Below are 24,770 nucleotides of genomic sequence, written 5' to 3' on the forward strand. Positions count from 1 at the left end.
GGCGGCTTCGAAGCGGCCCCTGGGCACGGTCGGCAGATCCGCGCGCCGCTCGGTGAGTATCTCGACGGTCCGGGTCGTGATTCTCTGCCGGCGCTGTTCGTCCAGCCCTTTGTCGAAGATGAGAGCCGCGATGAAGTTCGTGACCGCGGAATGACCGTCCACATGGCCGGAGCCCACCAGCGGCTCCTCGCCGAGCAGGTTCTCCTCGGAGACGGCCGCGTTCCCGTCCCAGTAGTCACCGCGGGCGGCGTCGACGGGGCGCCATGGAGGCAAGAGGCTCAACCGCCCACCCGGCGGCATCACCCAGATCCGCCCGCCAGGCGCCAGATCGCCCCACGGCCGCAGGTCGGTCAACCGCCCATTCCGCGGGATCACCCACACCCGCGCGCCGGACAGCAGGACCTCCCTGGCCACCAGCTTGTTCACCAGCATCCGCGCCAGGACGTCCTGCAACCGCGCCCGCGCCGTCGCCGGCCGCTCGACCGCTTCCGGCACCTCGACCAGCAGGTGCGCCGCGACCGACGCGAACTCATCCGCCGTCAGCCCCAGACGCAAGGTGTCCACGAACGCCGGATCCCGCGCCAGCTCGGCACGCTCGCGACCAGGCATGAGCCGCAGCTCCGACGCCCGTTCCCGCGCCGACATGTCCATCAGCCGCTGAGCCAGAGGCGACGGCGGATCCGGCGGGACGTCGGACGGGTCTCGGTACTCCCGGATGTCGAGTTCAGAGTCGTCCGGGCGGTGCTGCCCGAAGCTCAGGAGCCGACGCTGGGTCGCCAGTTCCTCTGGGGACATCAGCGCCCAGTGCTCGGCCTCGGTGGTCTCGGCGGGCTCCGGAAGCCGGACGTCGGCCACGCTCGCGAGCGGCGCGTCACCCGATTCGTGGACGGGTGGGGACGTCTCGTCGAGGTCGGTGGGGATCGACGTCTCCGTCACGATGGCCGGCCGCTCCTCGGCCATGGCCTCGGTGCGGCCGGTCCCGAAAGCGTCGGTCGTCATCGCCTCGTCTTCGGACCAGGACGAGGACAGGTCGCGCGGCGCCCACAGCAGGCGCCATCCGTCGAAGAACTCCTCGCGGAAGGACGCCGCGGTCCGGTCCTGCCGGGCCGTGTCGTTCAGGTCGTGGCCCTCGCCGAGCGCCTGGAAGGACCGACCCGCGCCGCTGAGCGCGGCCGGGGCGGTGGCCTCGAAGTCGAGGTGGGCGGGCAGCTCGGACGTCAGGCGCTCCACCTGCCGGTCCCAGTCCGGCGCGAGGCGCGTCAGGTCCTCCGGCCTCTCGAGGGTTCCGCCGAAGGCCCCCTCATAGGTCGTCATCATCCGCTCGGTCAGGCCTGTGCCCACGCGGTCGAGGTCGTCCTCGGACAGCGCCTGCTCGGGATGGTCCTGCCGCCAGTTCGCGTACGCCCCGGCGACGGCCTGCCGGGCCTTCGCGGCCACGCCCTGCCGCGCCGTCTCACGCGCGATCAACGCACGCATCCGGTCGTCGCCGGTGGTCTCGCCGTACCAGGACCGCCACTGTTCGAGCCGTTCCGCCGACGTTCCGCTCTGCTCGCCGATGAACAGCTCGCCGAACCGGTCGTTCACCGACCGGGCGACGGACTGCTCCAGCGAGCGCCGCACGCCGCCGGGCAGTTCGCCGCCGAACTGGACGCCGAACCGCTCCCGGAACTCCTCGAGCCCCTCCGGCGCCGCGGTCCGCCACGCGTCGATCGCGGTGTCCACGTCGCCGAGGGTGCGGGTCAGCGCGCCCTCACGCGCGGTCTGCAGCGCCAGCCGGGACGGCAGCGACTCTGCCACCGTGTCGAACGCCGTCCGCCACCGCTGCTCCATCTCGGCGGTGATCTCGGTTCCGGGCGGGAACGTCTCGGGGTACGCGGTGTCGAGCTCACGCCACGCGTCGTTCAAAACCTGGTTCCGCCCGGGCTGCGACGGCATGGCGTTCTCGGTGCCGAACGCGGCCAGCAGCTCCTGGTCGGGCTCGGACAGGTGGTCCTTGAAGGAGTCGATGGTGACGGAGAGGAGCTCGCTGAGACGCTCCCGTTCGGACGCGTGGAGGGCCCGGCGGTCGAATGCGCTCCACAGGTCGTCGCCGGTGAGCTCCCGCAGGCGTTCGTCGGCCCGGCGCTGGAGCTCCGGGACGAGTTCGGGCAGGCGGGCGCGGACGTTCGAGACGCCGTCGAAGAGCTCGGATACAACACTCTGCCACCTCTGCCGGAACTCCCCGAGCTGTCCCTCGCGCACGGACGAGGCGACGGTCTCGGTGACCGCGGCCGTGAGCGGGGAGTCCTGCGAGTCGTCCAAGCGCCGGCTCCGGTCCGCGAACCACCTGTCAAAGCTCTGCTCGTACCTCCCCAGCCCGTACTGCACGGCGAACTGCTGGGCGGCCTCCAGGTCCAGCGCCTCCCGCAGGCCGTCGAGGTTCTCCGGCGGCTGCCCGTCACCGAAGTGGAAGTTCCGGTGGTCGAACGCCTCCTCCGCCCGGTCCCGGATCGCGTCCAGGTGCTCGCCCTGAGCCTCCCCGACGTTGTCCGCGAGCCACGTCTCGAAGAGCTTCTGCCGGGCGAGGACGTTCCCGTACTTCGTGAACAGCCCGGCCTGCATGTCCCGCGAGGCGTGGGTGAGCCAGTCGCCGGGCCGCGCGTGGTTCGGCGCGTCGACGAACTGCCAACCGTGCTGTCGCGCCTCGGTCTCGGCGGCGGCGGTGAGGTGGTCGTCGACGTAGGAATCGCGCAGGCCGTCGACCTGGCTGCGGAGAACGTCGAGGTGGCTGCGGACCCAGGCGGCGGTGCCCCACGACCGCAGCGTCACCTGGCCTTCGCTCTGCTCGGACAGGAACTCGGTGAACTCCCGCTGCGCGACGTCGCGGCGCTCGGCGACGTCGTACAGCGCGTCGAGGAGCCGCCGGTAGTCGGACTCCAGCCGGACCTGCGCCCGCTCGTCGAACTTCCGGCCGGCCGTGAAGTCGCCGAACCGCCTGGCGATCTCGGCCTGTTCGTTCCGGTACCAGGACGCCACCTCCGGCGTCCATTCCAGGCTCGGCGGGCGGCCGGTGGGGGCCTCGCGCGGGCCTTCCGGCACCGCCTCGTGCTGCGGGACGTCGCCGCGGTCCTGGTCGCCGGCGCCCTGCGGATCCTGCGTGGCCGGCGCGGACTCCCGGGTGGGCGGCGCGGACTCGGTCGCCTGGTTCGCGCGCTGCTGCCGCTGCCACTCGAGCACCGCGCGGTCGTACTTCCCGCGGAACTCCTCGACCAGCCGGGTCCGTACATCCTCCGCCGGGGCGGGTCCGCCGGTCATCTCCCGGACGAACTCGTCCCGCAGCGCGGTCGCCTGGGGGCCGTGGTGGAAGGCCGGGTCGATGGTGGTGATCCGTGGCCGCGAGAAGGGGACGACCTCCCGGCTGAACGCGTCGCGCGCGTCGGCGACCGACCGCGCCGCCTCCAGCCGCCGGACGAGCTCGGGCTCCAGCGCGCCGAGGCTCTGCGGTTCCGGGCCGGTCCGCTGCGCCACGAACCACTCACGCGCCTCGGCGAACTGCTCGAACGCCGCGAAGTGGACGTCGTGCTCCGGGTGGTCGGCCGACCACCCGTCGAACTCGACGTACGCGTGGTCGCGCTGCTCGACCTGCGTGCGCAGGTGGGCCAGGCCCTCGATGGTCCGGGTCTGGGCGGCCTCCGGCGCCGTCGGGCGCGGCGTCGCCGGCTCCTCGCGGACCTCCGACGACGTCTCCAGGAGCAGCATCTCGAGGTGCTCGACGGGCGCGTTCGCCTCGTCCGGGACGTCCTCGGCGTACGCCCGCCGGTCCGCCGGTCCTTCCGAGACGGCGGGCACGGGCTCCGGGCGAGCCGGCGGCGCCGGCTCGGACGCCGGCTCGGGCACGAGCCCGGCGCGTCGCTCGTACTCCTCGAGCGGGGTACGGGTCAGCTCCAGCTGCCGGAGGTCCAGAGTCCACTCGGGGTTCCGGCTCCAGTCCCGGTACACCTGTTCCTTGGCGTCGACCTGCTCGCGGAGGGCCGTGAGGCCCTCGCGCGCCTCGGCCAGAACCGCGGCGCGCGTCTCCTCGGTCGCGGCCGCCTCCATCTCGGCGCGAAGGCGTGCCCTTAGCGACTCCTCGCCGGTCCGGTAGTCGGCGAGCGCGTGCGGGGACCGCAGGTCCGGGCGTTCCTCCTGGAAGGTCCGATCCAGGGCCTCCCGCGCCTCGGACCGGGCGATCAGGTCCCGGTAGATGGTCATCAGCCGCTCGCGCGCCTGGGCGTTCTCCACCGCCGCTTGCTCGCGCAGCCGGGCCAGCCTGGGCGCGTCGGCCTCCTTCTGGAACTGCTCCCAGCTCTCCCGGTGGGCGCTGCCGAAGGCGTCGCCGCCGGACCGCTCCAGCTCCAGCCACTTCGCCACGTCTCGGTCGCGCGGCCCCATGACCTCGTGCTGGAGCTTCGCCCAGTCGGCCCGGGCGTCGTTGGAGACCGCCTCGAACGTCGCCTCGGTCATCGTGTACCGTCGCTGCGCCCGGCCGGTGAGCTCGCTCACCTCGGCGGTCAGCTCGTTGAACCCGCGGCCCGCCTCGCCGAGCTTCTGCTCGACGGTCGCCTCGAACCGCAGCCGATCGTTCAGCGAGGCGCGGTAGGGCAGGAAATGGTCCCGGTAGAAAGCCTCCTCGCGGCTTGTGAGTTCGTCGCCGGACCAGAGACCCTCCTCGGGGCGGCCGACCACGGACCGGTACGCGTCGGTCAGGGTCGTGTGGGCGTCCGCGCGGACCCGCTCGACGTGCTGTTCCGGCCTGCCGGTGCCGTCGAGCGCCTGGTCCACCCGGCGCAGCATCGCCGACAGGCCCGCCTGCTCGTCGAGCCGCGCGGGCAGTTGCTCGGCCAGGCGCTCGTACGCCGCGGCCAGCTCCTGGACGTGGTTCTCCCAGTCGCGGGCGGTCAGCTCCGCGGGCGAGCGGCCGCCGAGGAGCCGGGTGCTCTCGGCCCGCAGGTCGGCGCGGAAGCCCTCGATCACCGCCTCGTAGTCGACGCCGTCGCGCTCCGCGCGAGGGCGATCGGACATCTCCCGCCAGTACATCTCGTGGTCGCCGACCTCCTCTTGGGCGCGGTCGACCAGGGCGTCCTCGGTCATCCTGGCGCGGAGACGGGCGGTCCAGCGTTCGTCGAGGTCCCGCAGCGCCGGCCCGAACTCCGTCGCCTGCCGTTCGAAGTCGGCGTACTCGACGGTGCGCGTCTCCCGGCCGTCGGGGAGGGTCCGCGTACGGGCCTCGAACTCCGCGCCGTACTGTGTCCGCAGGTCCCGGGCCTGCTCGGAGGCGGGGTCCAGACCCGCCGCCTCGGCGGTGCGCCGGAAGTGGAGGTCGGCCTCGTGTTCGAGCTCCAGCCGGGTGGGCAGGCCCCGCGACAGCTCGACGGCGCGCGTGTTGGCCTCCGTGTGGAACAGGTCCCAGGCCCCGGGGCCGCTTTCGCGAGGCCGGCCGACGGAGTCGGCGAGGGCGTCCGTGGTCACGCGGCGCGTGCGCCCGGTCCGCACCGACCTGACCTCGCCCCTCTCGAGCAGGCGGTCCATCTGCGCACGGTCGATCCGGAGGCGTCGCGCCGCCTCGCTGACGGTCAGGCGCTGCGCCGGCCCGTCGCCGCGGACGTGCTCGGCGAGGGCGTCCACGGGTACGCGGCGCGTGGCTCCGGTCGTCACCGACCTGACCTTGCCGCCGTCGAGCAGGCTCTCCATCTCCGCAGGGCCGATCCGGAGGCGTTGCGCCGCCTCTCGTACGGCGAGGAACTGCGCGGGCCCCTCGTCCACCCGCTCGCCGTTGATGCCGAGCCGCTCGGCGATGCGGCGCACGTCGGCCTCGGTCTCGGCGAGGAACCGCGCCCGCAGCCGCGACTCCTCGGCCGGCGAGTACCGCGCGTCGGTCCCGACCGCGTCGAACGCCCCCTCGGCGCTCATGCGCACCGAGGACACCGCGGCCTCCAGCTCGAGCTGATCATGCAGCCCCGCGACCAGGTCATCGAACCGCTGCTGGAACTGCTCCCGGGTCAGCTCGCCCTTCACGTAGCGGTCGAACTCCAACTTCCAGCGCGCGTCGAACCGGTCCCGGACCTCGAACGTCCACGGCCGCGTCTTGTCGGCGTCGAGGCGCGCCTGCTCGCGGAGCAGCCGGTCGGCCACCGCGGGGATGTTCAGTCCGTGGTCGCTACCGCCGAGCCGGGACTCCAGCACGTCGGCCAGGTGCTCCTCGAAGGGCCGGACCTCTTCCTTTTGGTCCTGGGCCCGGTTGTGCTCGGCACGGGCCGTGCGGTATCCCTCGGCGACCGTCTCCACGAGGTCGTCCGGCACGCCCGCCTTCCGCGCCCAGCCCTCCGGCTCCGAAGCCTGGTCCCGTCGCAGCAGCAGCTCGGCCACCACGTGCGGTGCCGCGGAGTACTCGTTGGTCTCGAAGACCGTCTCCGCGAGGTCGTCCGGCACGCCCGCCTTCCGCGCCCGGCCCTCCGGCTCCGAAGCCTGGTCCCGTCGCAGCAGCAGCTCGGCCACCTCGTGCGGTGCCGCGGAGTACTCGTTGGTCTCGAAGACCGTCTCCAGCTTGGCGGTGAGCCGCTGCTGCAGCGTCGGGGGCCGGTCGACCAGCGCCTGTCCCTCGAGCACGATTCGAGGCGGCTTAGCCCGCTCATTCTCGTCCTCGGCGAGCGCGGCGCGGTAGGCCTCGGTGACCGGCCGGGTGAGTTTGTCAGGGAACCCCGCCTCGCGGAGGCGGATCGCCGGGTCGGCGTTCGCCCCCCGGCCTGGCACGCCGTGCGTGTTCGACTCGTGGTACGCGACGATCGCCGCGTCGACCTGGTCGTCGGCCGCCCGCTGCTGCCAGTACCGGCGGTTCTCCTCCTGGAGCCGCCCGAAGCGTCGGCCGTTCTCCTCCACGGGCCGCCCGATGGAGCGTGGGTCATCGTCCTCGGGCCGCCCGGCGTACCGCTCCCTCCACTCCGCCTCGCCCGCGTGCAGCCGTTCCGTCGCCGCCGGATCCGTGGGGTCGAACCCGAAGTTCGGCGTGACGTCCTCGCGCCCGAGGGCCTCCAGATCCACCAGGACGTCATCCGGCCGATGGCCCGCGGGCGGCGGGTCGTCCGACATGAGGTGTTCGCGCTCGGGCGCCGGGGGCGGGTCCTGCGCGGCTCCGTCGTGCCGCGCCGACTCCCCCGACGTGGACTCCGTCCGTACGGGTGCCGGGGGCGCCTCGGTGGCGGGGGTGTTCGCCTCGCGCGGCGTCGTGAGCGGTTCTCCCTCCTCGGGAACGTCCTCCACGGTCGCGCGCCGGTCCACCCGCCCCTGCGGTCCCGGCTCCGGGGTGTCGCGCACGGGACGGTCCCGGCCGGTGGCCGGGGGCGGGGTCTGCGGACGCTCGCCGGGACCCGCAGCCTTGGGCGTGGAGCCGGTCTCGGTGCGTACGGGCGTGGGCGGCGTCTCCGATTCGGGCCGCGGACCGGTGCCCGTGGGCGTGCCCGGGCCTCTGCCGGGCTGCGGCCCGGCCGCCCGCTCACCGGCCGCGGGCGAGCTTCCGGACTCCGTCCGGGCCGGCACGGCGGGCGACTCGGCGGGCGGCTTCGTGAGCGGCTCGGCGGGCGGCTCCGTCGGCACCTCGGAATCACCCGGACGCGTCGTCGTCTCGTTCGGCCGTACGGTCCCGGGCGCCGGGCGGGCGCCGCCGGGGGGCGCGTTCCGTACGGGTGCGGGCGGCTCGGTGGCGCGGGGGTCCGGTTCCGATCGCGGTGGCGTCCCGGGCGGTGTCGTCGACGTGGTCTGCGGCCGGGACGGCGGCGCCTCGTTATGCGAGGGCAGCGGAACGTCGGGTTCCGGCGTCGTGAGGTTCCGCGAGGCGAGCGGTTCGGCGGGCGGCGTCAGGTCCGAGCGGGGCGCGAGGCTCTCCACCGGGGACACGGGATCCGGGCGGGATTCGAGGTTCTCCGGCGGCGGGGTGAGCCGTGGGGAACGTGCCGGGTTCGGTGCGGGGGGCTCCGGCCGTACCGGCGGAGTGGTGATCGGCGTGTGCTCGGACACCGGGGCCGGGACGGGCGGCGGGAGCGACGCGCGGTTCTCGCCGATCGGGAGGGGGCTCTCGGAGAGCGCCGGATCGACGGACTGCGGAAGGTTGCGGCTCGGCGACGGGGGCGGGACCTCGCGGAAGGGTTCCGGGGCGTGGGAACCGTTAAAGATCGGCGGGTCTTCCAGGCCGGTCCGCAGGATCGGGTCGTTCTCCCCGACCGTACCGATCCGCTCGGGAGGCTCGACGGACGTCGGACGCGGCGCAGGTGAGGGATGCAGGGTCTGCGGCGGCGGCACCTCCAGGGAGGACTCCGGCACGGGCGTCGGCCGTCCGCCGCCGCCGCGACCGCCGGGGCCGAATTCATCGCCGGGTCTGGGCTCGGGGGGAGGGTCGCCGAGGCGCTCCTCCGCGATCAGCTCGGAGACACCGCCGCCGATCTTCTTCATGTTGTACCCGCCGGCGCCCAGATGGACGCCCCGAGTGATCGAGCCGAACAGGGCGCCGCCGATGCCGCCACCGACGATCATCATCGGATCGAAGTGCCAGTAGCCCTCGACGAGCCCGGGCGCCAGCGTCCCGGCGATCCCCGAGCCCACCCCCATCTTCACGAAGTCGCCGCCGATGTTCTTCAGCTCGGTGACGATGTTGGTGTCGAGGTACTTCTTGAAATTGTCGCCGACGAGCCCGTCGAACCACTTGCCCAGGCCGCTGAGCCCGGCGCCGGCGCCGCGGATTCCGAGGTCCGCGAGAGCGCCGCCGACCGCGCCCTCCGCCACCCAGGTCCAGTTGATCGGCTTGTTCGGGTCGCCGTAGCCCAGCGCGGTGGAGATCAGGCTCGCCGCCATCATGATCAGCGCGCCGATGGCCGCCTGGATCGCGGTCGGCACGATGAACTCGATGAGACCCGCCAGCCGCTGCAGGATCATCGTCAGGGTCAGGCGCGCGGTGTTGTAGGCGATCGCCTCTTCGCCCAGGGTGGCCCCGCCGGTGAAGAAGGCCATCGCCGACATGATCGCGAGCTGGATCTGCATCGCGATGAGCGTCGAGATGATCTGGATCTGCGCCTGGCCGAGGCTTCGCGCCCAGTTGCCGAACTGCGTCGCCGTGGCCAGGGCGCCGTCTCTGATCTCGTCGATGTGGCTGCCGTAGCCGTTCGAGCCCGTGAGCTCCCGGAGCATCGCCTTGTACTGCGCGATGACCTCGTCGGGCAGCGCTCCGTCGACCTTGGCCAGCGTGTCCTCGATGAGCCGCGCCAGACCGTCCAACTCGGCGGCCAGGTCTTCCGGGGCCCGGGCGAGGCCGAAGACCTGCCCGGGATTGGCCTCCGGCGGTTCCATCCCCATGAGGAAAAGGAACAGCTTGCGCTCGTCCTCGTTGAAGACGAACCCGCCCCACGGCTCATCGGACACGGTCGGCGTCTACTCCCTGCCGCCGAAGCTTCCCGGCGTCCGCCAGCCGCCCCGGCTCTTGGCGTCCTGGACGGCGGTGAGCGCCCGGTACTGCTGGTTCAGGACGCTCCTCTGGTTCGTCCGCAGCGCCGTCGGGACGGCCGACAGCATCCGACCCGCCGCCTCGACACCTGTGGCGATCTGGTCGACCAGATCGATCGCCGCCCGTTTGGCCGGGAGGCCGAAGGCCGTGTCGTTCCCGAGAAGCTCGAAGTTGACGCCGTTACGGAACCGCGTGGCCATGTTGTAGACGTAGTTCCCGAGGTACTCCATGGCTTCGACGGCCGCTTCGGCCTTCCCCGGGTCCGCGGTGTACTTGCCTTCACCCATCGTTGCCGTCCTCCACTATCTCGTCACGCAGGTTCGCGGACGGCCTGCCGCCGCGCGCGGTGCCCCGTCCGCGCCGCCCGGCCGCCAGGGCCGACCCGAAGATCTCCTCAAAGTCGATCTTGAAGCCGGGGAGGCCGTCGGGCGCGTCGTCGGCGGGCGGGGTCAGCGCGGAGAAGGTGTCGATCACCCGCCGTGCCATGGTCGCCCGGCCCTTGTTCGCGGCCTCGACGATCGAGGCGGCCAGCTGCGACGCCTCCATCGTCCGGAAGTTCTCGTCCAGGAACTTGACCCGCTGCAGCTCGCCCTGCGGGCCGACGGTCACCTCCACCGAGCGGTCCTTGGACCGCGCGGTCGATGACGAGCTGCTGAGGTCGGCCCGTGCCCGGGCCACCGCGGCTCTCGTCGACTCGAGACGCTCCCTCGCCTCCGCGAGGAGCTTCTCCATCGACTCTTCGGTCTCCATCGTCCGTTCTCCTCCCCTGTACCGGGTCACCACCGGGCCCGACTCCGCCGTGCTCAGCCGATGACGGCCGGCGCTCCGCCTTCGTCCGTGCCCCAGACGTCCTCTTCCTCCGGCACCCACGCCTCGCGCTCACGGTCGCCGCTCTCCGTCTGGCGGCGATCCTCGCCTCCCCCGTACGGGTTGTAGGCGGAGCTGGTGGGAGTGCGGCTTCCCCCCGGCACCGACTCCTCGTAGCCGCGGCCCCTGCGAGCGCGTCGGCCGAGGGACCCGCCGTCCGTGGGGATGATGTCCTCGTCCTCGTAGACCTGACGCACCCGTTCGCCGTTGCCGTTCTTGTCACCGCCGCCCATGCCGCCCATGCCACCCATGCCGCCCATCATCGGCGCCCCTGCCCCTCCGGCGGGCATACCGCCGGTGGTGGTCCCGTCGATGCGCGTGGCGGGCGGCAGCACTCCGCCGGACTGGCCGACCGGGAAGGCGGTGGGGTTCGCGGTCTGGCCGCCGAGCGCCGCCGAGGGAGCGCCCAGTGGGCTCCCGGAGCTCGGCAGGTCGTGCAGGGCGGCCTCGTAGGAGGCCGTCGCACCGTTGCCGAGGGGCGCTCCCGCGTACGGAAGCGACGCGCCACCGTGGTCGAGCGGGGTCGTGATGGTCTGGCCGTTCGGCTCGTGGGTGACCGCGGTGCCCGTCTTCGGGTTGACCGTGGTGTAGCTGCCGTCCGGGTAGCGGGTCGTGACGGTCCCGTCGGGGTTCACCGTCGTCTGGCTGCCGTCCGGGTTGGTCAGCGTGTGGCCGTGGGTCAGGTGGTCGGTGGTGGTCGACCCGTCCGGGTGGGTCGTCGTCTCCAGGCCCGTGTGCGGGTTGACGGTCGTCGAGCTGCCGTCGCTGTAGTCGGTGGTGATGGTGCCGTCGGGGTTCAGGGTCGAGTGGCTCTGGACCTGGCCGGGCTGGAGATGCCCCGGCTGCGAGTCGAAGCCGACCCCGTTGTGGTCGCCGTAGACGGTGGTGAGGCTGCCGTCGGGGTTCTGAACCACGTGGCTGTTCAGCTGCGAGGGCTGCAGCTGCGAGCCCGGCTGCAAGAGCTCGTGGGACCCCGGCTGCAGGTACTGCTTGGCGATGTCCTTCTGCTGCTTCTGCTGTTCCTCGTACTGCTTCTGCTGCTGTTCGTACTGCTTCTTCTGCTCGTCCTGCTGCTGCTTCTGCAGCTCCTCCTGCTTCTTCTCCTGCTCCTGCTGTTGCTTCTGCTGCTCCTGGTACTGCTTCTTCTGCTCGTCCTGCTGCTGCTTCTGCAGCTCCTCCTGCTTCTTCTCCTGCTCCTGCTGTTGCTTCTGCTGCTCCTGGTACTGCTTCTTCTGCTCGTCCTGCTGCTGCTTCTGCAGCTCCTCCTGCTTCTTCTCCTGCTCCTCCTGCTTCTTCTGCTGGTCCTCGTACTGCTTCTTCTGCTCGTCCTGCTGCTCCTTCTGTTGCTTCTGCTGGTCCTCGTACTGCTTTCTGGCCTCGTCCTGCTGCTGCTTCTGCAGCTCCTCCTGCTTCTTCTCCTGCTCTTCCTGTTTCTGCTGATCCTCCTTCCGCATTTGCATCTGCAGCGCCATCTGCTGCTCGTTCTGCTTCCTGGCCTCGTCCTGCTGCTGCTTCTGCAGCTCCTCCTGCTTCTTCTCCTGCTCCTCCTGCTTCTTCTGCTGGTCCTCGTACTGCTTCTTCTGCTCGTCCTGCTGCTCCTTCTGTTGCTTCTGCTGCTCCTCGTACTGCTTTTTGGCCTCGTCCTGCTGCTGCTGATACTGCTGGCGCTGCTCCTTCTCGATCTCCTCCTGGTGTTTCTTGTCCTCATCGCGCTCCTTCTTCTGCTCGTCCTCCAGCTCCCTCTGGTGCTTCAGGTCCTCATCGCGCTGCTTCTTCTGCTGCTCCTCCAGCTCCTGCTGGTGTTTCTTGTCCTCATCGCGCTGCTTCTTCTGCTCGTCCTCCAGCTCCTGCTGGTGTTTCTTGTCCTCATCGCGCCACTGCTCTTGCTTCTTGTTCCAGTCATCCTGGTTCTTCTTGGCGTCCGCGGCGGCCTTGTCCGCCTTGTCCTGCGCGGCCTGCGCCTTGTCGGCTTGGAGGTCCGCGGCGAGGTTGACGTTGACGGTCGTGAGCTTGGGAATGCTGTCGGGAACATGGGTCCAGGAGTTATTGATGGCGAGCAGCGCCTCCTGGGCGGCCTTCCCCAGGTAGTCGTTCGTGGAATCCTGCCAGCGTTTGATGGCCTCCTCGCCGATCGCCTTCCACGTGGTAAGGGAGTTCAGGGGGCCGTAATTCTTCGCACCGATTTTCGTCGTCGCGTCACCGCTCCACCCGTCCTCATCAATCTGGTTCCAACTGCTATAAGATCGATAGCCGTAGCTTTTGTGCCATCGGACCTTGGTGATGTTGTTCAGCCAGATCTGATCGGTGATGTCGAACAGGATGTCAAACAGCCACCGAAGCGGGTTACCCAACCGGAGCGCCCAGTCGCTCCAGACCCAATAGAGATTCTCGATCGCCTTCTGGATACCCGACTTCGCGTTCAACAGGCTCGCGGCAACTTTGGAACCACCAACACCACCGACCGGAAGAGCATCCGTGTACTTCTGATAGTTGATGCCCAATTGATGGATGATGTCCCAGAAGACGCCGGCCGCCTGTCCGCGCCAAGCGGCGTCCTCCGATCCCAGCGCGTCCTCCCACTGCTGGATCGTGGCCCTGGCGTTGGAGAAGAAGAGCGCCGCCCGGTTGAAAGCCAGCGCGGCCTTGTCGAAGGCCTTGAGGTCGACGGCGTCGTCATCGGCGACGGTCGCGTCGTTGAAGGAGAAGCCCCGGGTGGTGTACGGGTCGTACATCAGCTTTTCGAGCGCGAGGCCACCGCCGTAGCTGTACTGGGCGAGCGGCGTGGAGTCCCACCCTGTGAAACCGTCCGGCATGAGGTGCGAGCCCGCCCCGAACTTCGCGCCGAGGGAAACACCCCCGTGTGGGACGGTGTGCGCCGAATCGGTGCCGAGCAGGGTGATGCGCGCCCTGCGCATGTGCACTTTCGTTCCCTTGGACAGGGTACTGGCCGACGAGTCGTTGGTCGGGCCGAAGAAGGGGACGACGAAGTCGGTGTCGTTGATACGCCAGCCGGAGTTCCGCGCGCGCCAGGACATGTCATTGATGGCCTCCAACTCCGCGTTGGTCGGCAAGGCACCCGAGGTGTCGATCTCCACCTTCATCAGCGGAATGTCATTGTTGCCGTAGAGGCTCTTGAATATCTCGCCACGCTTGAGGCTCGGCTTGTAGCCGGTGAGCAGCGTGATGGCGTCGTACCAATGATCATTCGTCGAAGAGGCTGGAGGCTTGTCTCCTGCGGGGTCCGCCATGATCGGCTCTCCATTGAAGGCTTGGCGTCGGAAGAGGGAAGGGAGTCAGTACGGTCAGGTGGTCTGGCCGCCTCCGGTCGACTCGAAGTCACTGGGCACCGTGCCCAGGCCGTCCAGGAAGGCCTTGCCGTCGATCTTCGTCAGGGAGTCGTGCTGGCCGTCCATGAGCTTGGTGATCGTGACGTTGAGGTACTTCTCCAGATCGGTGAAGAGCGTGATCTGCTTCTTGTAGATGTCGGAGATGGACCCCGCCGACGCGGTGATGTGTTCGACGATGTCCTTGCCTCCGGTCCCCGAGTCCTTGGCCAGCCCGCCGATCGCGAGCGGCGCGTGGATCCGATAGAAATCGTTCTCCGCGGTGCTCTCGCCCTTGCCCAGAAGAAAGTCGATCGGCGGCGTTCCCTCGGTGTCGGTCTTGTTCGCGACCTTGCCGAGGGAGTCCTTGAAGTTGGCGATGTCGTGGTTGACGAAGTTCTGCAGCGAGGTCTTGTCCAGCGCCAGCTTTGTTTTGTCCGCCATGGCTCCGCTCTTCCGAGGTCTGTCAGTTCCGCTGCCGGCCGGTCCGGTTCACGGCCGGGGATTTCGATGTCCGCATGCCGACCGTCTTCGGCCGCCCACGTGACGGGCGGCCGAAGGCGGGCGGTCAGCCGCCGATCCGCACCTCGGACCACATCTGGCTGAGGCTGTTCTCGTTGTACTTGTAGCTGCCGGAGATCTCGTCGAGCAGCTGCGAGTGGCTGGTGAGGATCTGCTCCATGTTCTTGATCGCGTTGTCCCAGGCCTGCTGCTTCTGGTTGTAGACCTGGGCGTCGTCACCGATCCACTGCTTCTTGAGCTCGGCGAGCTCCATCTCCATGTTGGAAATCGTCTGCGCGATGGCCTTGGTCTGGGAGACCAGGTCGTCGGCGGCGTTACCCATGTGGTTGTAGTCGACGTAGATGAAACCGTCGGTGAAGTCCTCGCTCATCGATGTCCTCGTTTCGCGTCAGGAGGAGAAGGGCCGGGATCGTTCTGGGGGATCAGCCGTGGAGGGCGTTGAAAACGGCTTGGGCCTGCTGGTAGCCCTGGTTGATCTGGTCGTTGCTGGAGCCCTGCTGCTGGTGCTGCGAGGTGAGGGTCTGGTTGAGCTTGTCGACCATGTCCTGCAGGTTCTTGAGGATGACGTCCGCCTGCTGCTCCCAGGAGTTGACGAGGTCCTGGAACGCCTGACCGTCCGAGCCCTTGTACCCGGAGGCCAGGTTGAAGCGGGTGGACTCGACGTCCTGCTTGATCTTGGTGATTCCGGTGTACGCCATCTCCAGGGCCTGAACGCCGTTCTTCGTCGACCTGACCTCTGACTGCTGCATGCCTGCCATGCTGCGCCTGCCTCTCTGGTTCGGTGCTCACGGGAAACCGAGAGCGAGATCGTGCGTCGAGGTTCGCTCGGTCGGCACCGCCATCGGCGCGCGCCACCGCCAACCGGTTCGCGTCTCCTTCCGTACTCCGTGGTAGTCACCCCGACTTGCCGTCACCTTGTCGTCGCCTTGCCCGGACCGGTTTTCGCCGCCCTGCCCGGAACCGCTGTCGGCGCCCCGCCCGGATCCGTTGTCGTCGTCTTGCCTGGAGCCGCGCAGGGCGGCGCGGTGCTCGATGAGACGCCCGCCTGCGCGGCCGCCACGCTCAGGTCCGGTCCGGTCGGCAGCATGGTCAGCAGCGGCGACGGCATGGCCACCGTCTGGCCGGACGAGTACCCGAGCGCCGCGAGGTCGGAGGCGGACGCCACCCGGTACTTGGTGCCCGTGTCGGTCACGAGGTAGGTCGCGCCGCCGACCGTGCCGCCCGCCGCCGGCAGGACGCGCACCAGCGCGCCCCCTCCGGGCGGCACCGTGATCCGGTCCACGGGCGTGCACGCGGACGCGGTCGCCGCCTGGGCGACGGTGCCGAGCGAGGCCGGGTCCTGCAGGGCGACGCTCACCCGGGGCCCCACGGCGGTCGGCTGGATCCGGGCGCAGGAGTGCTGGTCCGGCTGAGGGTCGACCAGGCGCGGCGGCGTCTCGGGCAGCGCGCCGGCGGCGGTCGTGTCCGGCGCCAGCCGGCCGGTCATGGCGTCGGGCGCGACGCCGGTCGCGTCGGGCGTCCTCCCGCCGTACGCCTTGGCGCGTACGGCGGGATCGGCCAGGACCAGGGCGGCGACGGTCGTGTTGACCTCCGTCAGGCCGTCCTGGCGCAGCTGGTAGTACCGCGGCTTCGAACCGAGCACCCCGATCTTGAAGACCTGCCCGACGCGGGTCGCGTGCCCGTCGAGCGATGGCCCGGCATGGCCCATGCCGGGCACGACCGGGGCGGCCAGGTCCGGTCCCGCCGGAAGCGCGTCGACGAACGCGGCCGACACCGGGTTCGGTGTCCGGCCCCCGTAGCCGAGGGCCGTCGCCGCTCCGCCCTTCGGGTCCAGCCGCAGCCTGCTGCCCTGCCACACCAGGTACACGTGCGCGTCGGGCGTGGTGACCAGCAGTCCCTGACCGGCCGTGAGCGCGCCGTCGCCGTCGGCGTCACCCACCCCGATGGCGAGGGTCGTGACCGGCGCCGCGGAGCCCGCCACACCGGTGCCGGAACAGACCGCCCACGCCCCTTGGGCCAGACCGCCGACCGGCGGCAGCGCGGCGGGCGCGCCGACGATGCCCACCGGCTGGCCGTGCGGCGTCCCGTCCAGCGACTTGGTCCGGACGTGGTGCGCGGTCAGCTTGGAACCGCCGATCAGCCGCGCCGACGCGTAGTTCTGGACCGGGCGCAGCCGCCCGTCCACGTAGAGATAGGACGCGCCGGTCTCCTGGTCGACGATCAGGCTCTGCGGGTTCTGCCAGGAGGCCGACCGGCCGGGCGAGATCAGGCCCCAGACGAACGCCCCGCCGCACAGCAGCACGGCGATGACGATGCCGATGATCACCCCCCGGTTCGTACGGCCCTGGGGGCTCTCCGGCGCGTCGGGATCCGCCCGGAGCATCCCCGAGGTGATGCGGCCCATGACGAACGTGTGGGCGTGGACCTGGTCGCGGCGGGACTGCATCGTCGTCTCTTCCGTCGTGCTCTCGTGTCCTGGTCAGCCGATGGCTCGCAGTTCGCCGTACACGCCGAGGACCCACAGGGTCAGCGGCAGCGTGCTGATCGCGACCAGGCTCTGCAGGAGTTCGGCGGCGCGGCCCCAGTACGGCACCATCCGGCGGCCGGGCACCGTCCACGCGGCGATCAGGAGGATCGCGGTGACCGCCATCAGGCCCACGGCGATGACCACCCGGCCGGTCGGTCCGTTCCTGGCGACCTCGACGGCGGCGATGGTGGCCGCTCCCCACACTCCCGGCAGGGCCAGGAACAGGCGCTGCCAGACGTTGCCGAGGCCGCGGCTGTGCAGCACCAGCAGCAGGGACAGCGCGGATGCCAGCACGAGCTGGGCCAGGTCCTCGTGGTGGGCCAGTGTGGTCAGGCAGGCGGTGCAGGCCAGCCCGACCGTGCCGTACAGCCCCGTCATCCAGCCGTCCGCCAGGACCGCGCGGGCGGCCACGGCCTTCGGCGAGCGCGGTTCGATGCCCTCCTGGAGCTGCTCGGGGGTGGTCGGCAGCGGCGGCATGCGCAGCCCGGACAGCCGGAACGACAAGGCCGGCACGAACGCGCCGAACACGACCGAGAGCAGGGCGACCACCGCGGCCGCCTCCTCCGGCGGGAGGCCCGCGACCATCATGAGGGCCCCCGCGAGGGCGCCGGCGAAGGCCAGCACGGTCGCGCCGACGAACAACGACGTGTACGCCGCCACCAGCGCCAGCGCGAGCACCGCCCCGCCCGCCTCGGCCGCGGACGCGGCGAGCAGCCGGGCGCCCACCACCTCGAAGCCGTCCGGTCCGGACAGCCGGCCTCCGGGCAGCAGCCACCCGGCCAGGATGAGGTACGGACCCGCCATGATGCCCAGGAGCGCGGCCGACGCCGCGTCGCCCACCGCGCGGCTCGCCGCCGCGGCCCCGGCGAGCAGCAGGAGCGCTGCGGCGCCGGCGGTCACGGCCCGCTGCTCGGTCGGTCCGCTCGGCAGCGCGAGCACCGCCAGGACGGCGATCATCACGAACACCGCCAGGCCGCGCAGCAGTCGCCGGCTCGCCTGCGGGCTCCACCCGTACGGGCTGTCCTTCATCGTGGTGGAGATGCCGTCCACCAGGTCGTCCAGCCGTACCTCGGGCAGCGCCTCGGTGCGGGGCCGCAGGTAGAGCGTGTCTCCGTCGTTCAGGTCGAGCGACTCCAGGGTGGCGTCCTCGTCGAGCGGCGGTCCGCCCAGGCGCTGCAGCACCCAGCCCTCGTGTTCGATCCCGCTCTCACCGAGATCGTCCCCGCCGTAGCCGAGCACGGCGGGGAGCAGGTCCGCGACCGGGACGTCGGCCGGTACGGCCAGGTCGATGGTCTTGGCGGGGGCGTGTACCGTCAGCCGGCACAGGTCCGCCGCCGGTCTCTTGCTCATTGGGCTCACTCGTTCTTTTCACGCACGCCCGCCGCCTGCCGGGCGGGGGCGCGTGAATGGGTTGTTACTCCACGTCGGTCCGTCTGCGCAGTGCTCTCCATTCGAGGCATACGGACGCGGTCGCCACATGGTTCACCCCGATTCGCGAATGATCCGTACGAAGTGCCGTGCGGGTGTGAACGGGGACGCCGAGGGCGTCCCGCCTGTACGATTCGCAGTGACGCAACCGGCCTGCTCCGCAGGTCCCCTCCGCGGCTCTCCACTCCGCCGAGCGCGCCCGGCGACCACCGTCCGCCGGCGCGGCGCTTCGTCGCACACGCCAGGAGGCCGTTCGTTGAGTTTCGTGCTGTTCCGCAGGCCGATGCGTCGGCGTCCGCCCGAGATGCCCGAGGGGGAGCTCACCCTTCAGGAGCCGCCGACGCTGCCCGAGACCGTGCCCGACAACTCCGCCGTCTGGACGTACCTTCCGATGGCACTGATGTCTGTGGCCATGGTGATGATGTACATGACGCGCGGAAGCGGGGCCGGGAACGGCTTCCTGCCGCTCGCCCTCGGCCTGATGGTCCTCGCCGCCGGGGGCATGCTGGTCGGGCAGGGCATGCGCAAGAGCAGTGAGCGCAAGGAGAAGCTCAAGGGCGCCCGCCGGGACTACCTGCGCTACCTCTCCCAGACCCGGCGCAAGGTGCGCACGGCCGTACGGGACCAGCAGCGCGCCCTGGCCTGGCGGCATCCGGCGCCGCAGACGCTGTGGTCCATGGTCGGCACGACCCGGATGTGGGAGCGCCGGCCCTCGGACCCCGACTTCGGCGAGGCACGGCTGGCGGTCGGCGACCAGAAGCTGGGTCTGCGGCTGGCGCCCACCTCGACGAAGCCGGTCCAGGATCTGGAGCCGCTCACCGCGCACGCGCTGCGCGGCTTCGTCCGGGCCTACTCGACGGTGCCCGACCAGCCCACCGCCGTCTACCTGCAGTCCTGGGCGCGCGTGCTGTTCCGGGGGGACGAGACGCAGATCCGTGGAGCCGTCCGCGCCCTGATCGCCCAGCTCTCCCTCTTCCACTCTCCGGACGATCTGTGGATCGCGATCTGCGTCGCCCCGGACCGCCTGGCGGAGTGGGAGTGGGTCAAGTGGCTGCCGCACAACCTGAACCCGCACGACAACGACGCCGCCGGCCAGGTCCGCATGATCGCCTCGGACTTCCCGGAGCTGGAGGGCATGCTCGGCGCGGAGTTCTGGGAGCGGCCGGCGTACGACCCGGAGGCCATGCCCGCCCGGGAGGAGCCCTTCACGGTGCTCGTCGTGGACGGGGGCACCGTTCCCGCCGGGCACGCGCTGGACGGCCCCGGCATGCGCAACGTAGTCGTGCTCGACCTGTCCGGCGCGCTGACGTGGCGGCCCGGCCGCACCACCCTCCGCCTCGACGTGAACGACGGCGAGCTCCAGCTCGTCCGTACCGACCGGGAGCGCAAGGAGCAGCTGACCCCGCTCGGCCGTCCCGACGCCCTGGGCGTGCGGACCGCGACCGCGTTCGCCCGGCGGCTCGCGCCGTACCGGCTCGGCGTCGGGGCCGAGAGCACCGAACCGCTGTCGGCCACCACGGACCTGGGCACCCTCCTGGGCGTCACCGACCTCTACCGGCACGACCCGCAGACCCTCTGGAGCAAACGCACCGCCGCGGAGCGGCTGAGGGTGCCGATCGCGGTCGGCGCCGACGGCAAGCCGGTGGAGCTGGACATCAAGGAGTCCGCCCAGGGCGGCACCGGCCCCCACGGCATGCTGATCGGCGCCACCGGCTCGGGCAAGAGCGAGCTGCTGCGCACCCTCGTGCTGGCGATGGCGCTGACCAACTCCTCCGAGACGCTCAACTTCGTCCTGGTGGATTTCAAGGGCGGCGCTACCTTCCTCGGCCTGGACGAGCTGCCGCACGTCTCCGCGGTCATCACCAACCTGGCCGACGAGGCGTCCCTCGTCGCGCGCATGCGGGACGCGCTGCACGGTGAGCTCATGCGCCGTCAGGAGCTGCTGCGCGCCGCGGGCAACTACGTCTCCGCGCTGGAGTACGAGAAGGCCCGAGCGGCGGGGGCGGCGCTTGAGCCGCTGCCCAGCCTCTTCGTCGTGGTCGACGAGTTCAGTGAGCTGCTCGCCGCGCACCGCGACTTCATGGAGCTGTTCGTCATGATCGGCCGGCTGGGCCGGAGCCTGGGCGTCCATCTGCTGCTGGCCTCCCAGCGGCTCGACGAGGGCCGGATGCACCAGCTCGAGAGCCACCTGTCCTACCGCATCGGCCTGCGCACGTTCTCGGCCATGGAGAGTCGCGGCGTGCTGGGCGTGCCCGACGCCCATCAGCTGCCGCCGCAGCCCGGCGCCGGTTTTCTCAAGACGGGCGTGGAGGCGCTCACCCGGTTCCGCGCCGCGTACTCCTCCGGTCCCTACCGGCGACGCGGCAAGGCCGACCAGGCGCGAGTGGCCAGCCAGGTGGTCCCCTGGTCCGCCTCCCGGGTCGTCCAGGTCGACCCCGTCCCGGTGCAGGAGACGCCGGAGGAGCCCGAGGAGACCGCCGAGACCCTGCTGTCGGTTGCCGTCGACCGGCTGCGCGACGCCGGGCCGCCGGCCCACCAGGTGTGGCTGCCGCCGCTCGACCTGCCGCCCGCCCTCGACCAGATCCTCCCGCCACTCGCACCCGACGACGAGTACGGCCTGACGACCGTCGACTGGGAGCGGCGCGGCGGGCTCACGGTGCCGGTCGGCATCGTCGACCGGCCCTTCGAGCAGATCCGCGACCTGCTCGTCGTCGACCTGTCCGGGGCCGGCGGGCACGTCGCCATCGCCGGCGGCCCGCAGAGCGGCAAGAGCACGCTCGTCCGCACGTTGATCACCGCCCTCGCGCTCACGCACACCCCGCGCGAGGCGCAGTTCTACTGCCTCGACTTCGGCGGCGGAACGCTCGCCGGCATCGCCGGCCTGCCGCACGTCGCCGGGGTCGCCACCCGCCTGGACGAGGAACGCGTCAGCCGCACCATCGCGGAGGTCACCGCGCTGCTCGCCGACCGCGAGCAGTTCTTCCTCCTCAACGGCATCGACTCCATGGCGACCTACCGGCGCCGCCGGGCGGCCGGGGAGTTCGCCGACCAGCCGCACGGGGACGTCTTCCTCGTCGTGGACGGCTGGTCGACGGTGCGCCAGGACTTCGACCGGTACATCCAGACGTTCAGCGCGATCGCGGCGCGCGGCCTCAGCTTCGGCATCCACCTCATCGTCACCACCGCGCGGTGGGTGGAGCTCACGGCGGCCGTGCGCGACCAGGCCGCCACCCACCTGGAGCTGCGGATGGGCGACCCGATGGACTCGGAGGTCGACACCCGCCGCGCGGCGAGCGTGCCTCGCGTCCCCGGACGCGGCATCACCCGCGACACCAAGCTGCACTACCTCACGGCGCTGCCGCGCATCGACTCGGTGGAGAGCGCCGGCGACCTCGCCGACGGCATCGCGGGCCTGGTCGCCGCGGTGCGGGAGAGCTGGGCCGGTCCGGCCGCGCCTCCGGTGCGGATGCTGCCGGCCCGGCTCAGCGTGCGGGAGCTGCCGGCGCCCGAGGGCGACTTCCGGGTGCCGATCGGCCTGGAGCAGGAGCGGCTCTCCCCCGTGGTGCACGACTTCGCGGAGACCCCGCACCTGGTGGTCGTCGGCGACACCGAGAGCGGCAAGACGAACCTGCTGCGCCTGGTCGCCCGGGCCGTGACCCAGCGGTACACGCCCGCGGAGGCGCGCATCATGGTGGTCGACTACCGCCGTGAGCTGGCCGAGGCGGTGCCCGAGGAGTACCGCCTCGGGCACGCGGTCGCCATCGACGCGCTGCGCGAGCTGGTCACCGGCGCGGGGCAGGCCATCAAGGCGCGCGTGCCGGGGCCGGACATCACCCCGGCCCGGATGAAGCTGTGCGACTGGTGGAGCGGGCCCCGGCTGTTCATCCTGGTCGACGACTACGACATGGTCGGCGCCAGCCCCATGCAGCATCCGTTCGACCCGATCGTCGACCACCTCGCCCTCGGGTGGGAGGTCGGGCTGCACATGGTCGTCGCCCGCTCCGCCGCGGGCGCCGGCCGAGGCATGGGCGAGATGATGATGCGCCGCCTGCAGGAGGTCAACACGCCGTCCCTGCTGATGTCCTGCCCGCCGGACGAGGGATACCTCTTCGGCAACGTCAAGGGCCGCATCCTGCCGCCCGGCCGGGCGATCCGGATCGCCCGGCGCAAGGCCGTGCAGATCCAGACGGCCATGCTCGACTGAGGCAGGAGCACGAGCGGTGCCGTTCGATCCGGAGCCGGCCCACTGGGCCGGCCTACCCCCGGGAGGACCGGAGCGGCACCGCTCAGTCCATCACGGCACGGTCTCGCAGGGACGCGCGCAGCGAGCGCATGGCGTAGTGGGCGCGCGACTTGACCGTCCCCGGAGCGAGGCCGAGGACGGCGGCCGTCTGCTCCACGCTGTGGTCGAGGTAGTAGGTGTAGATGAGGACCTCGCGCTGCTGCTCGGTGAGCTCGTTCATGACCTCGAGCACGGCACGGAGCGTGACGACGCGCTCGGCCGGATCCGGCACGGCGCGTTCTTCGGACTCGCCGTCGCCGACCTCGTTCGGCCGGGCCTGCCGGGCGCGGTAGTGGTCGACCACGAGCCGGTGTGCGACGGTGAACAGCCAGGTGCGGACCCGGTCCGTCGTGGGGTCGAGGATCTCGCGGTGCTGCCAGGCCCGTACAGCGGTCTCCTGAACGATGTCCTCGGCCCGGTGCCGGTCGCCGTTGCACAGCCGGAGGGCGAAGTTGAGCAGCACCGTGCCGTGCCGCTCGTAGAGTGCGCGGGAGAAGGCGTCGTCGCGCGCCGGATCGTGCTGCGGGGCCGGAACACGCGGGGCGTCATACCGCCGCGGCACGGCTACGCTCCGGGCGGCCGCGGGCGGCCGGTACAGCACTCGGCTGCGCGTCATGGAATGCGACCTCATTCTCACGATTCGTCGTTCCGGGCCGGCCACGGCGCTACTTGACCTTGGCCCTTAATGAAGGCTCAACTATCAAGCCGTGGTCTTGGCGAGCCCTTGCCGCCGGCTTGCCGACCGTGACCCGCGGAGTCAGGACGCCGGCCAACGCCCTGCCGTGTTTCCTCACCGAGGTCGTCCCTCTTCACGGTCCTGCTCGGTGCCGGGCCGCCCGGGCAGAACGCTACGGACCGGCCGGTACGGAGATCGTCACCCCGCGGTGGACAAGCGCCGGTGGCTCTCTCGAGGGACCACCGGCGCCCGGCACGTCCTAGGCGGCCCGGTCCCCGGCGGGCCGCCAGCCCCGGGCCCGGCCGAGCGGGACGATCGCGGCCGCGCACGCGATGAGGGCCACGATCCCGCCCCCGACCGAAGCGATGATCAACGCTCGGGTACGGGCGCCGTGCGCGGTCCGGGCCGGCATCCGCATGGCGGCCGAGGGCGTCGGCCGAGCCGTCACCGGGGACGACACCGCCGCCACGGCGGCGTACGGGTCCAGGACGGGCCTCTCCGCGGGGTAGGCGGACGCGACGAGCCGGTTCGCCACCTCGGCCGCCGTCAGCCGGGGCTGGTACGCGCGCACGAGGGCGGCCGTACCGGCCACGAACGCCGCGGCCAGCGAGGACCCGGAGCCGATGTAGTTCCCGGAGCCCTTGGGGCCGATGCTCACGACCGCGTCGCCGGGCGCGGCCAGATCGGTGGCGAAGACGTTCGGCGCGTTCTGCGGACGTGAGCCGTCCGGCCCGTAGTCCTCGACCGCGACCACCTGCGGGATGAAGGCGGGGAAGTAGGGCCGCGCGGCCGGCGCGGAGACCGCCGCGCCGGCGGAGGTGGGCACGGCGTCCGGCGCCGCGGGCGCGACCACGACGGCGTCCTTGCGGGTGGCGTAGCCGACCGCGGCCGTCAGTTCCGCTCTGCCCTCGGTCAGGGCCGCGCCGACGTACACGACGCGGGCTCCGCGGTCGACGGCGGTGCGGATGCCGGCCGCGACCTCTCGGGGTGCGGCGACGCCGTTCTTGCCGGTGCCGCGTACCGCGAGGATCCGCGCCCGGGGCGCGATCCCGCCGCCGGTCGCGTCCTCGGCACGCCCCGCGATCAGGCCGGCCACGAAGGAGCCGTGCCCGACACAGTCCTGGTCGGCGTCCGCAACCGCGGTGACCCGGCCGGCCAAGGCGGGAACGTTCGCGGCCACGCCGGTGTCCACGACGCCGACCGTGATTCCGGCGCCGTCGCTGAGCTCGCGGACCCGGGACATCCCGAGCGTGCTCACCGTCCACGGCTGCGCACGGGCCGCGGTGGAGGACGAGCCAGTGCACGATCGGCCGGACGCGAGCGCCGACGGTATGACGGGCAGGCCCACAGGGCCGGGTGCGGCGCCGGGCGGCCGTTCGTACGCCGTGGCCGCTGCGGCTCCGGGGAGGCCGGAGACGAGAAACGAGGCCGTGGCGGCGACCACCGACGCCATGGCGCGCAGGCGCCGGGGGACACGTCGCATGCGCTCAGCGTAGAGACCCGATCTTGTCGTTCTCTTGTCGTCCGGGACAAGGGTCCCCGCTGGTCAGAGCCCTTGCGGGCAAGGGTGTCAAGCGGCCCGCGCGAACGGCATGATGGATGTCTCGTCGGCACCCCCACCGACCCGAGGAGGGTTCAAG

Annotated in this window: 12 protein-coding genes (1 of these 12 running past the window's edge); 1 reads left to right on the forward strand and 11 read right to left on the reverse strand. The window is 71.4% G+C overall.

Annotation, left to right across the window (positions count from 1 at the left end; translation table 11 throughout):
• The 9 genes from ABEA24_RS08380 to eccD all read right to left on the reverse strand — a co-directional run.
• A protein-coding gene (locus ABEA24_RS08380) for a WXG100-like domain-containing protein (protein ID WP_345430097.1) crosses the window boundary here: on the reverse strand, nucleotides 1–9,423 show its 5' end (the start). 48,009 nt of this gene lie to the left of the window's left edge; 9,423 of the gene's 57,432 nt are visible here — the first part of the coding sequence; its start codon is at nucleotides 9,421–9,423; its stop codon lies beyond the left edge, outside the window.
• A gap of 9 nt (nucleotides 9,424–9,432) precedes the next feature.
• Nucleotides 9,433–9,792 (reverse strand): hypothetical protein, encoded by a 360-nt coding sequence (locus ABEA24_RS08385; protein ID WP_345430098.1) that lies wholly within the window; start codon nucleotides 9,790–9,792, stop codon nucleotides 9,433–9,435.
• Nucleotides 9,785–10,255: a YbaB/EbfC family nucleoid-associated protein gene (locus ABEA24_RS08390; protein WP_345430099.1), complete on the reverse strand. Its 471-nt coding sequence runs from the start codon at nucleotides 10,253–10,255 to the stop codon at nucleotides 9,785–9,787. The genes ABEA24_RS08385 and ABEA24_RS08390 overlap by 8 nt, the downstream gene beginning before the upstream one ends.
• 53 nt (nucleotides 10,256–10,308) lie before the next feature.
• On the reverse strand, nucleotides 10,309–13,620 hold the full coding sequence (locus ABEA24_RS08395) for an AAWKG family protein (protein ID WP_345430100.1): 3,312 nt from the start codon (nucleotides 13,618–13,620) through the stop codon (nucleotides 10,309–10,311).
• Between the two features lie 54 nt (nucleotides 13,621–13,674).
• On the reverse strand, nucleotides 13,675–14,139 hold the full coding sequence (locus ABEA24_RS08400; RefSeq protein WP_345430101.1) for a type VII secretion system-associated protein: 465 nt from the start codon (nucleotides 14,137–14,139) through the stop codon (nucleotides 13,675–13,677).
• Between the two features lie 124 nt (nucleotides 14,140–14,263).
• Nucleotides 14,264–14,587, reverse strand: a complete 324-nt coding sequence (locus ABEA24_RS08405; protein ID WP_252844808.1) for a WXG100 family type VII secretion target — start codon at nucleotides 14,585–14,587, stop codon at nucleotides 14,264–14,266.
• 52 nt (nucleotides 14,588–14,639) lie between these two features.
• Nucleotides 14,640–14,966 carry a WXG100 family type VII secretion target gene (locus ABEA24_RS08410; RefSeq protein WP_345430102.1) on the reverse strand — a complete coding sequence of 109 codons (327 nt, stop codon included), beginning with the start codon at nucleotides 14,964–14,966 and terminating at the stop codon, nucleotides 14,640–14,642.
• Nucleotides 14,967–15,127: 161 nt separating this feature from the next.
• Nucleotides 15,128–16,663, reverse strand: coding sequence for a type VII secretion protein EccB (gene eccB, locus ABEA24_RS08415; RefSeq protein WP_345430103.1), 1,536 nt, complete (start codon nucleotides 16,661–16,663; stop codon nucleotides 15,128–15,130).
• Nucleotides 16,664–16,696: 33 nt separating this feature from the next.
• The gene (gene eccD / locus ABEA24_RS08420; RefSeq protein ID WP_345430104.1) at nucleotides 16,697–18,094 is read right to left on the reverse strand and encodes a type VII secretion integral membrane protein EccD; all 1,398 of its coding nucleotides are present in this window, start codon (nucleotides 18,092–18,094) and stop codon (nucleotides 16,697–16,699) included.
• A gap of 343 nt (nucleotides 18,095–18,437) precedes the next feature.
• Between eccD and eccCa the strand changes: the two genes are divergently transcribed.
• Nucleotides 18,438–22,376 carry a type VII secretion protein EccCa gene (gene eccCa / locus ABEA24_RS08425; protein WP_425551167.1) on the forward strand — a complete coding sequence of 1,313 codons (3,939 nt, stop codon included), beginning with the start codon at nucleotides 18,438–18,440 and terminating at the stop codon, nucleotides 22,374–22,376.
• An 82-nt stretch (nucleotides 22,377–22,458) separates the two neighbouring features.
• Here the strand turns inward: eccCa and ABEA24_RS08430 are convergent, their stop codons facing one another.
• Both ABEA24_RS08430 and ABEA24_RS08435 read right to left on the reverse strand, forming a co-directional pair.
• Nucleotides 22,459–23,070: a sigma-70 family RNA polymerase sigma factor gene (locus tag ABEA24_RS08430; RefSeq protein WP_345430106.1), complete on the reverse strand. Its 612-nt coding sequence runs from the start codon at nucleotides 23,068–23,070 to the stop codon at nucleotides 22,459–22,461.
• A gap of 319 nt (nucleotides 23,071–23,389) precedes the next feature.
• Complete coding sequence (locus tag ABEA24_RS08435; protein ID WP_345430107.1) at nucleotides 23,390–24,613, reverse strand: S8 family serine peptidase; 1,224 nt, start codon at nucleotides 24,611–24,613, stop codon at nucleotides 23,390–23,392.
• Between the last annotated feature and the right edge of the window lie 157 nt (nucleotides 24,614–24,770).

Source organism: Actinoallomurus vinaceus, from assembly GCF_039542055.1.
GTDB lineage: Bacteria > Actinomycetota > Actinomycetes > Streptosporangiales > Streptosporangiaceae > Actinoallomurus > Actinoallomurus vinaceus.

Excerpts from the sequence above, each read along its gene's own strand:
- eccB (WP_345430103.1), bottom strand. The coding sequence starts at position 16,663 with ATGCAGTCCCGCCGCGACCAGGTCCACGCCCACACGTTCGTCATGGGC.
- ABEA24_RS08435 (WP_345430107.1), bottom strand. The coding sequence starts at position 24,613 with ATGCGACGTGTCCCCCGGCGCCTGCGCGCCATGGCGTCGGTGGTCGCC.
- ABEA24_RS08385 (WP_345430098.1), bottom strand. The coding sequence starts at position 9,792 with ATGGGTGAAGGCAAGTACACCGCGGACCCGGGGAAGGCCGAAGCGGCC.
- eccD (WP_345430104.1), bottom strand. The coding sequence starts at position 18,094 with ATGAGCAAGAGACCGGCGGCGGACCTGTGCCGGCTGACGGTACACGCC.
- ABEA24_RS08390 (WP_345430099.1), bottom strand. The coding sequence starts at position 10,255 with ATGGAGACCGAAGAGTCGATGGAGAAGCTCCTCGCGGAGGCGAGGGAG.
- ABEA24_RS08400 (WP_345430101.1), bottom strand. The coding sequence starts at position 14,139 with ATGGCGGACAAAACAAAGCTGGCGCTGGACAAGACCTCGCTGCAGAAC.
- ABEA24_RS08395 (WP_345430100.1), bottom strand. The coding sequence starts at position 13,620 with ATGGCGGACCCCGCAGGAGACAAGCCTCCAGCCTCTTCGACGAATGAT.
- ABEA24_RS08430 (WP_345430106.1), bottom strand. The coding sequence starts at position 23,070 with ATGACGCGCAGCCGAGTGCTGTACCGGCCGCCCGCGGCCGCCCGGAGC.
- ABEA24_RS08405 (WP_252844808.1), bottom strand. The coding sequence starts at position 14,587 with ATGAGCGAGGACTTCACCGACGGTTTCATCTACGTCGACTACAACCAC.
- ABEA24_RS08410 (WP_345430102.1), bottom strand. The coding sequence starts at position 14,966 with ATGCAGCAGTCAGAGGTCAGGTCGACGAAGAACGGCGTTCAGGCCCTG.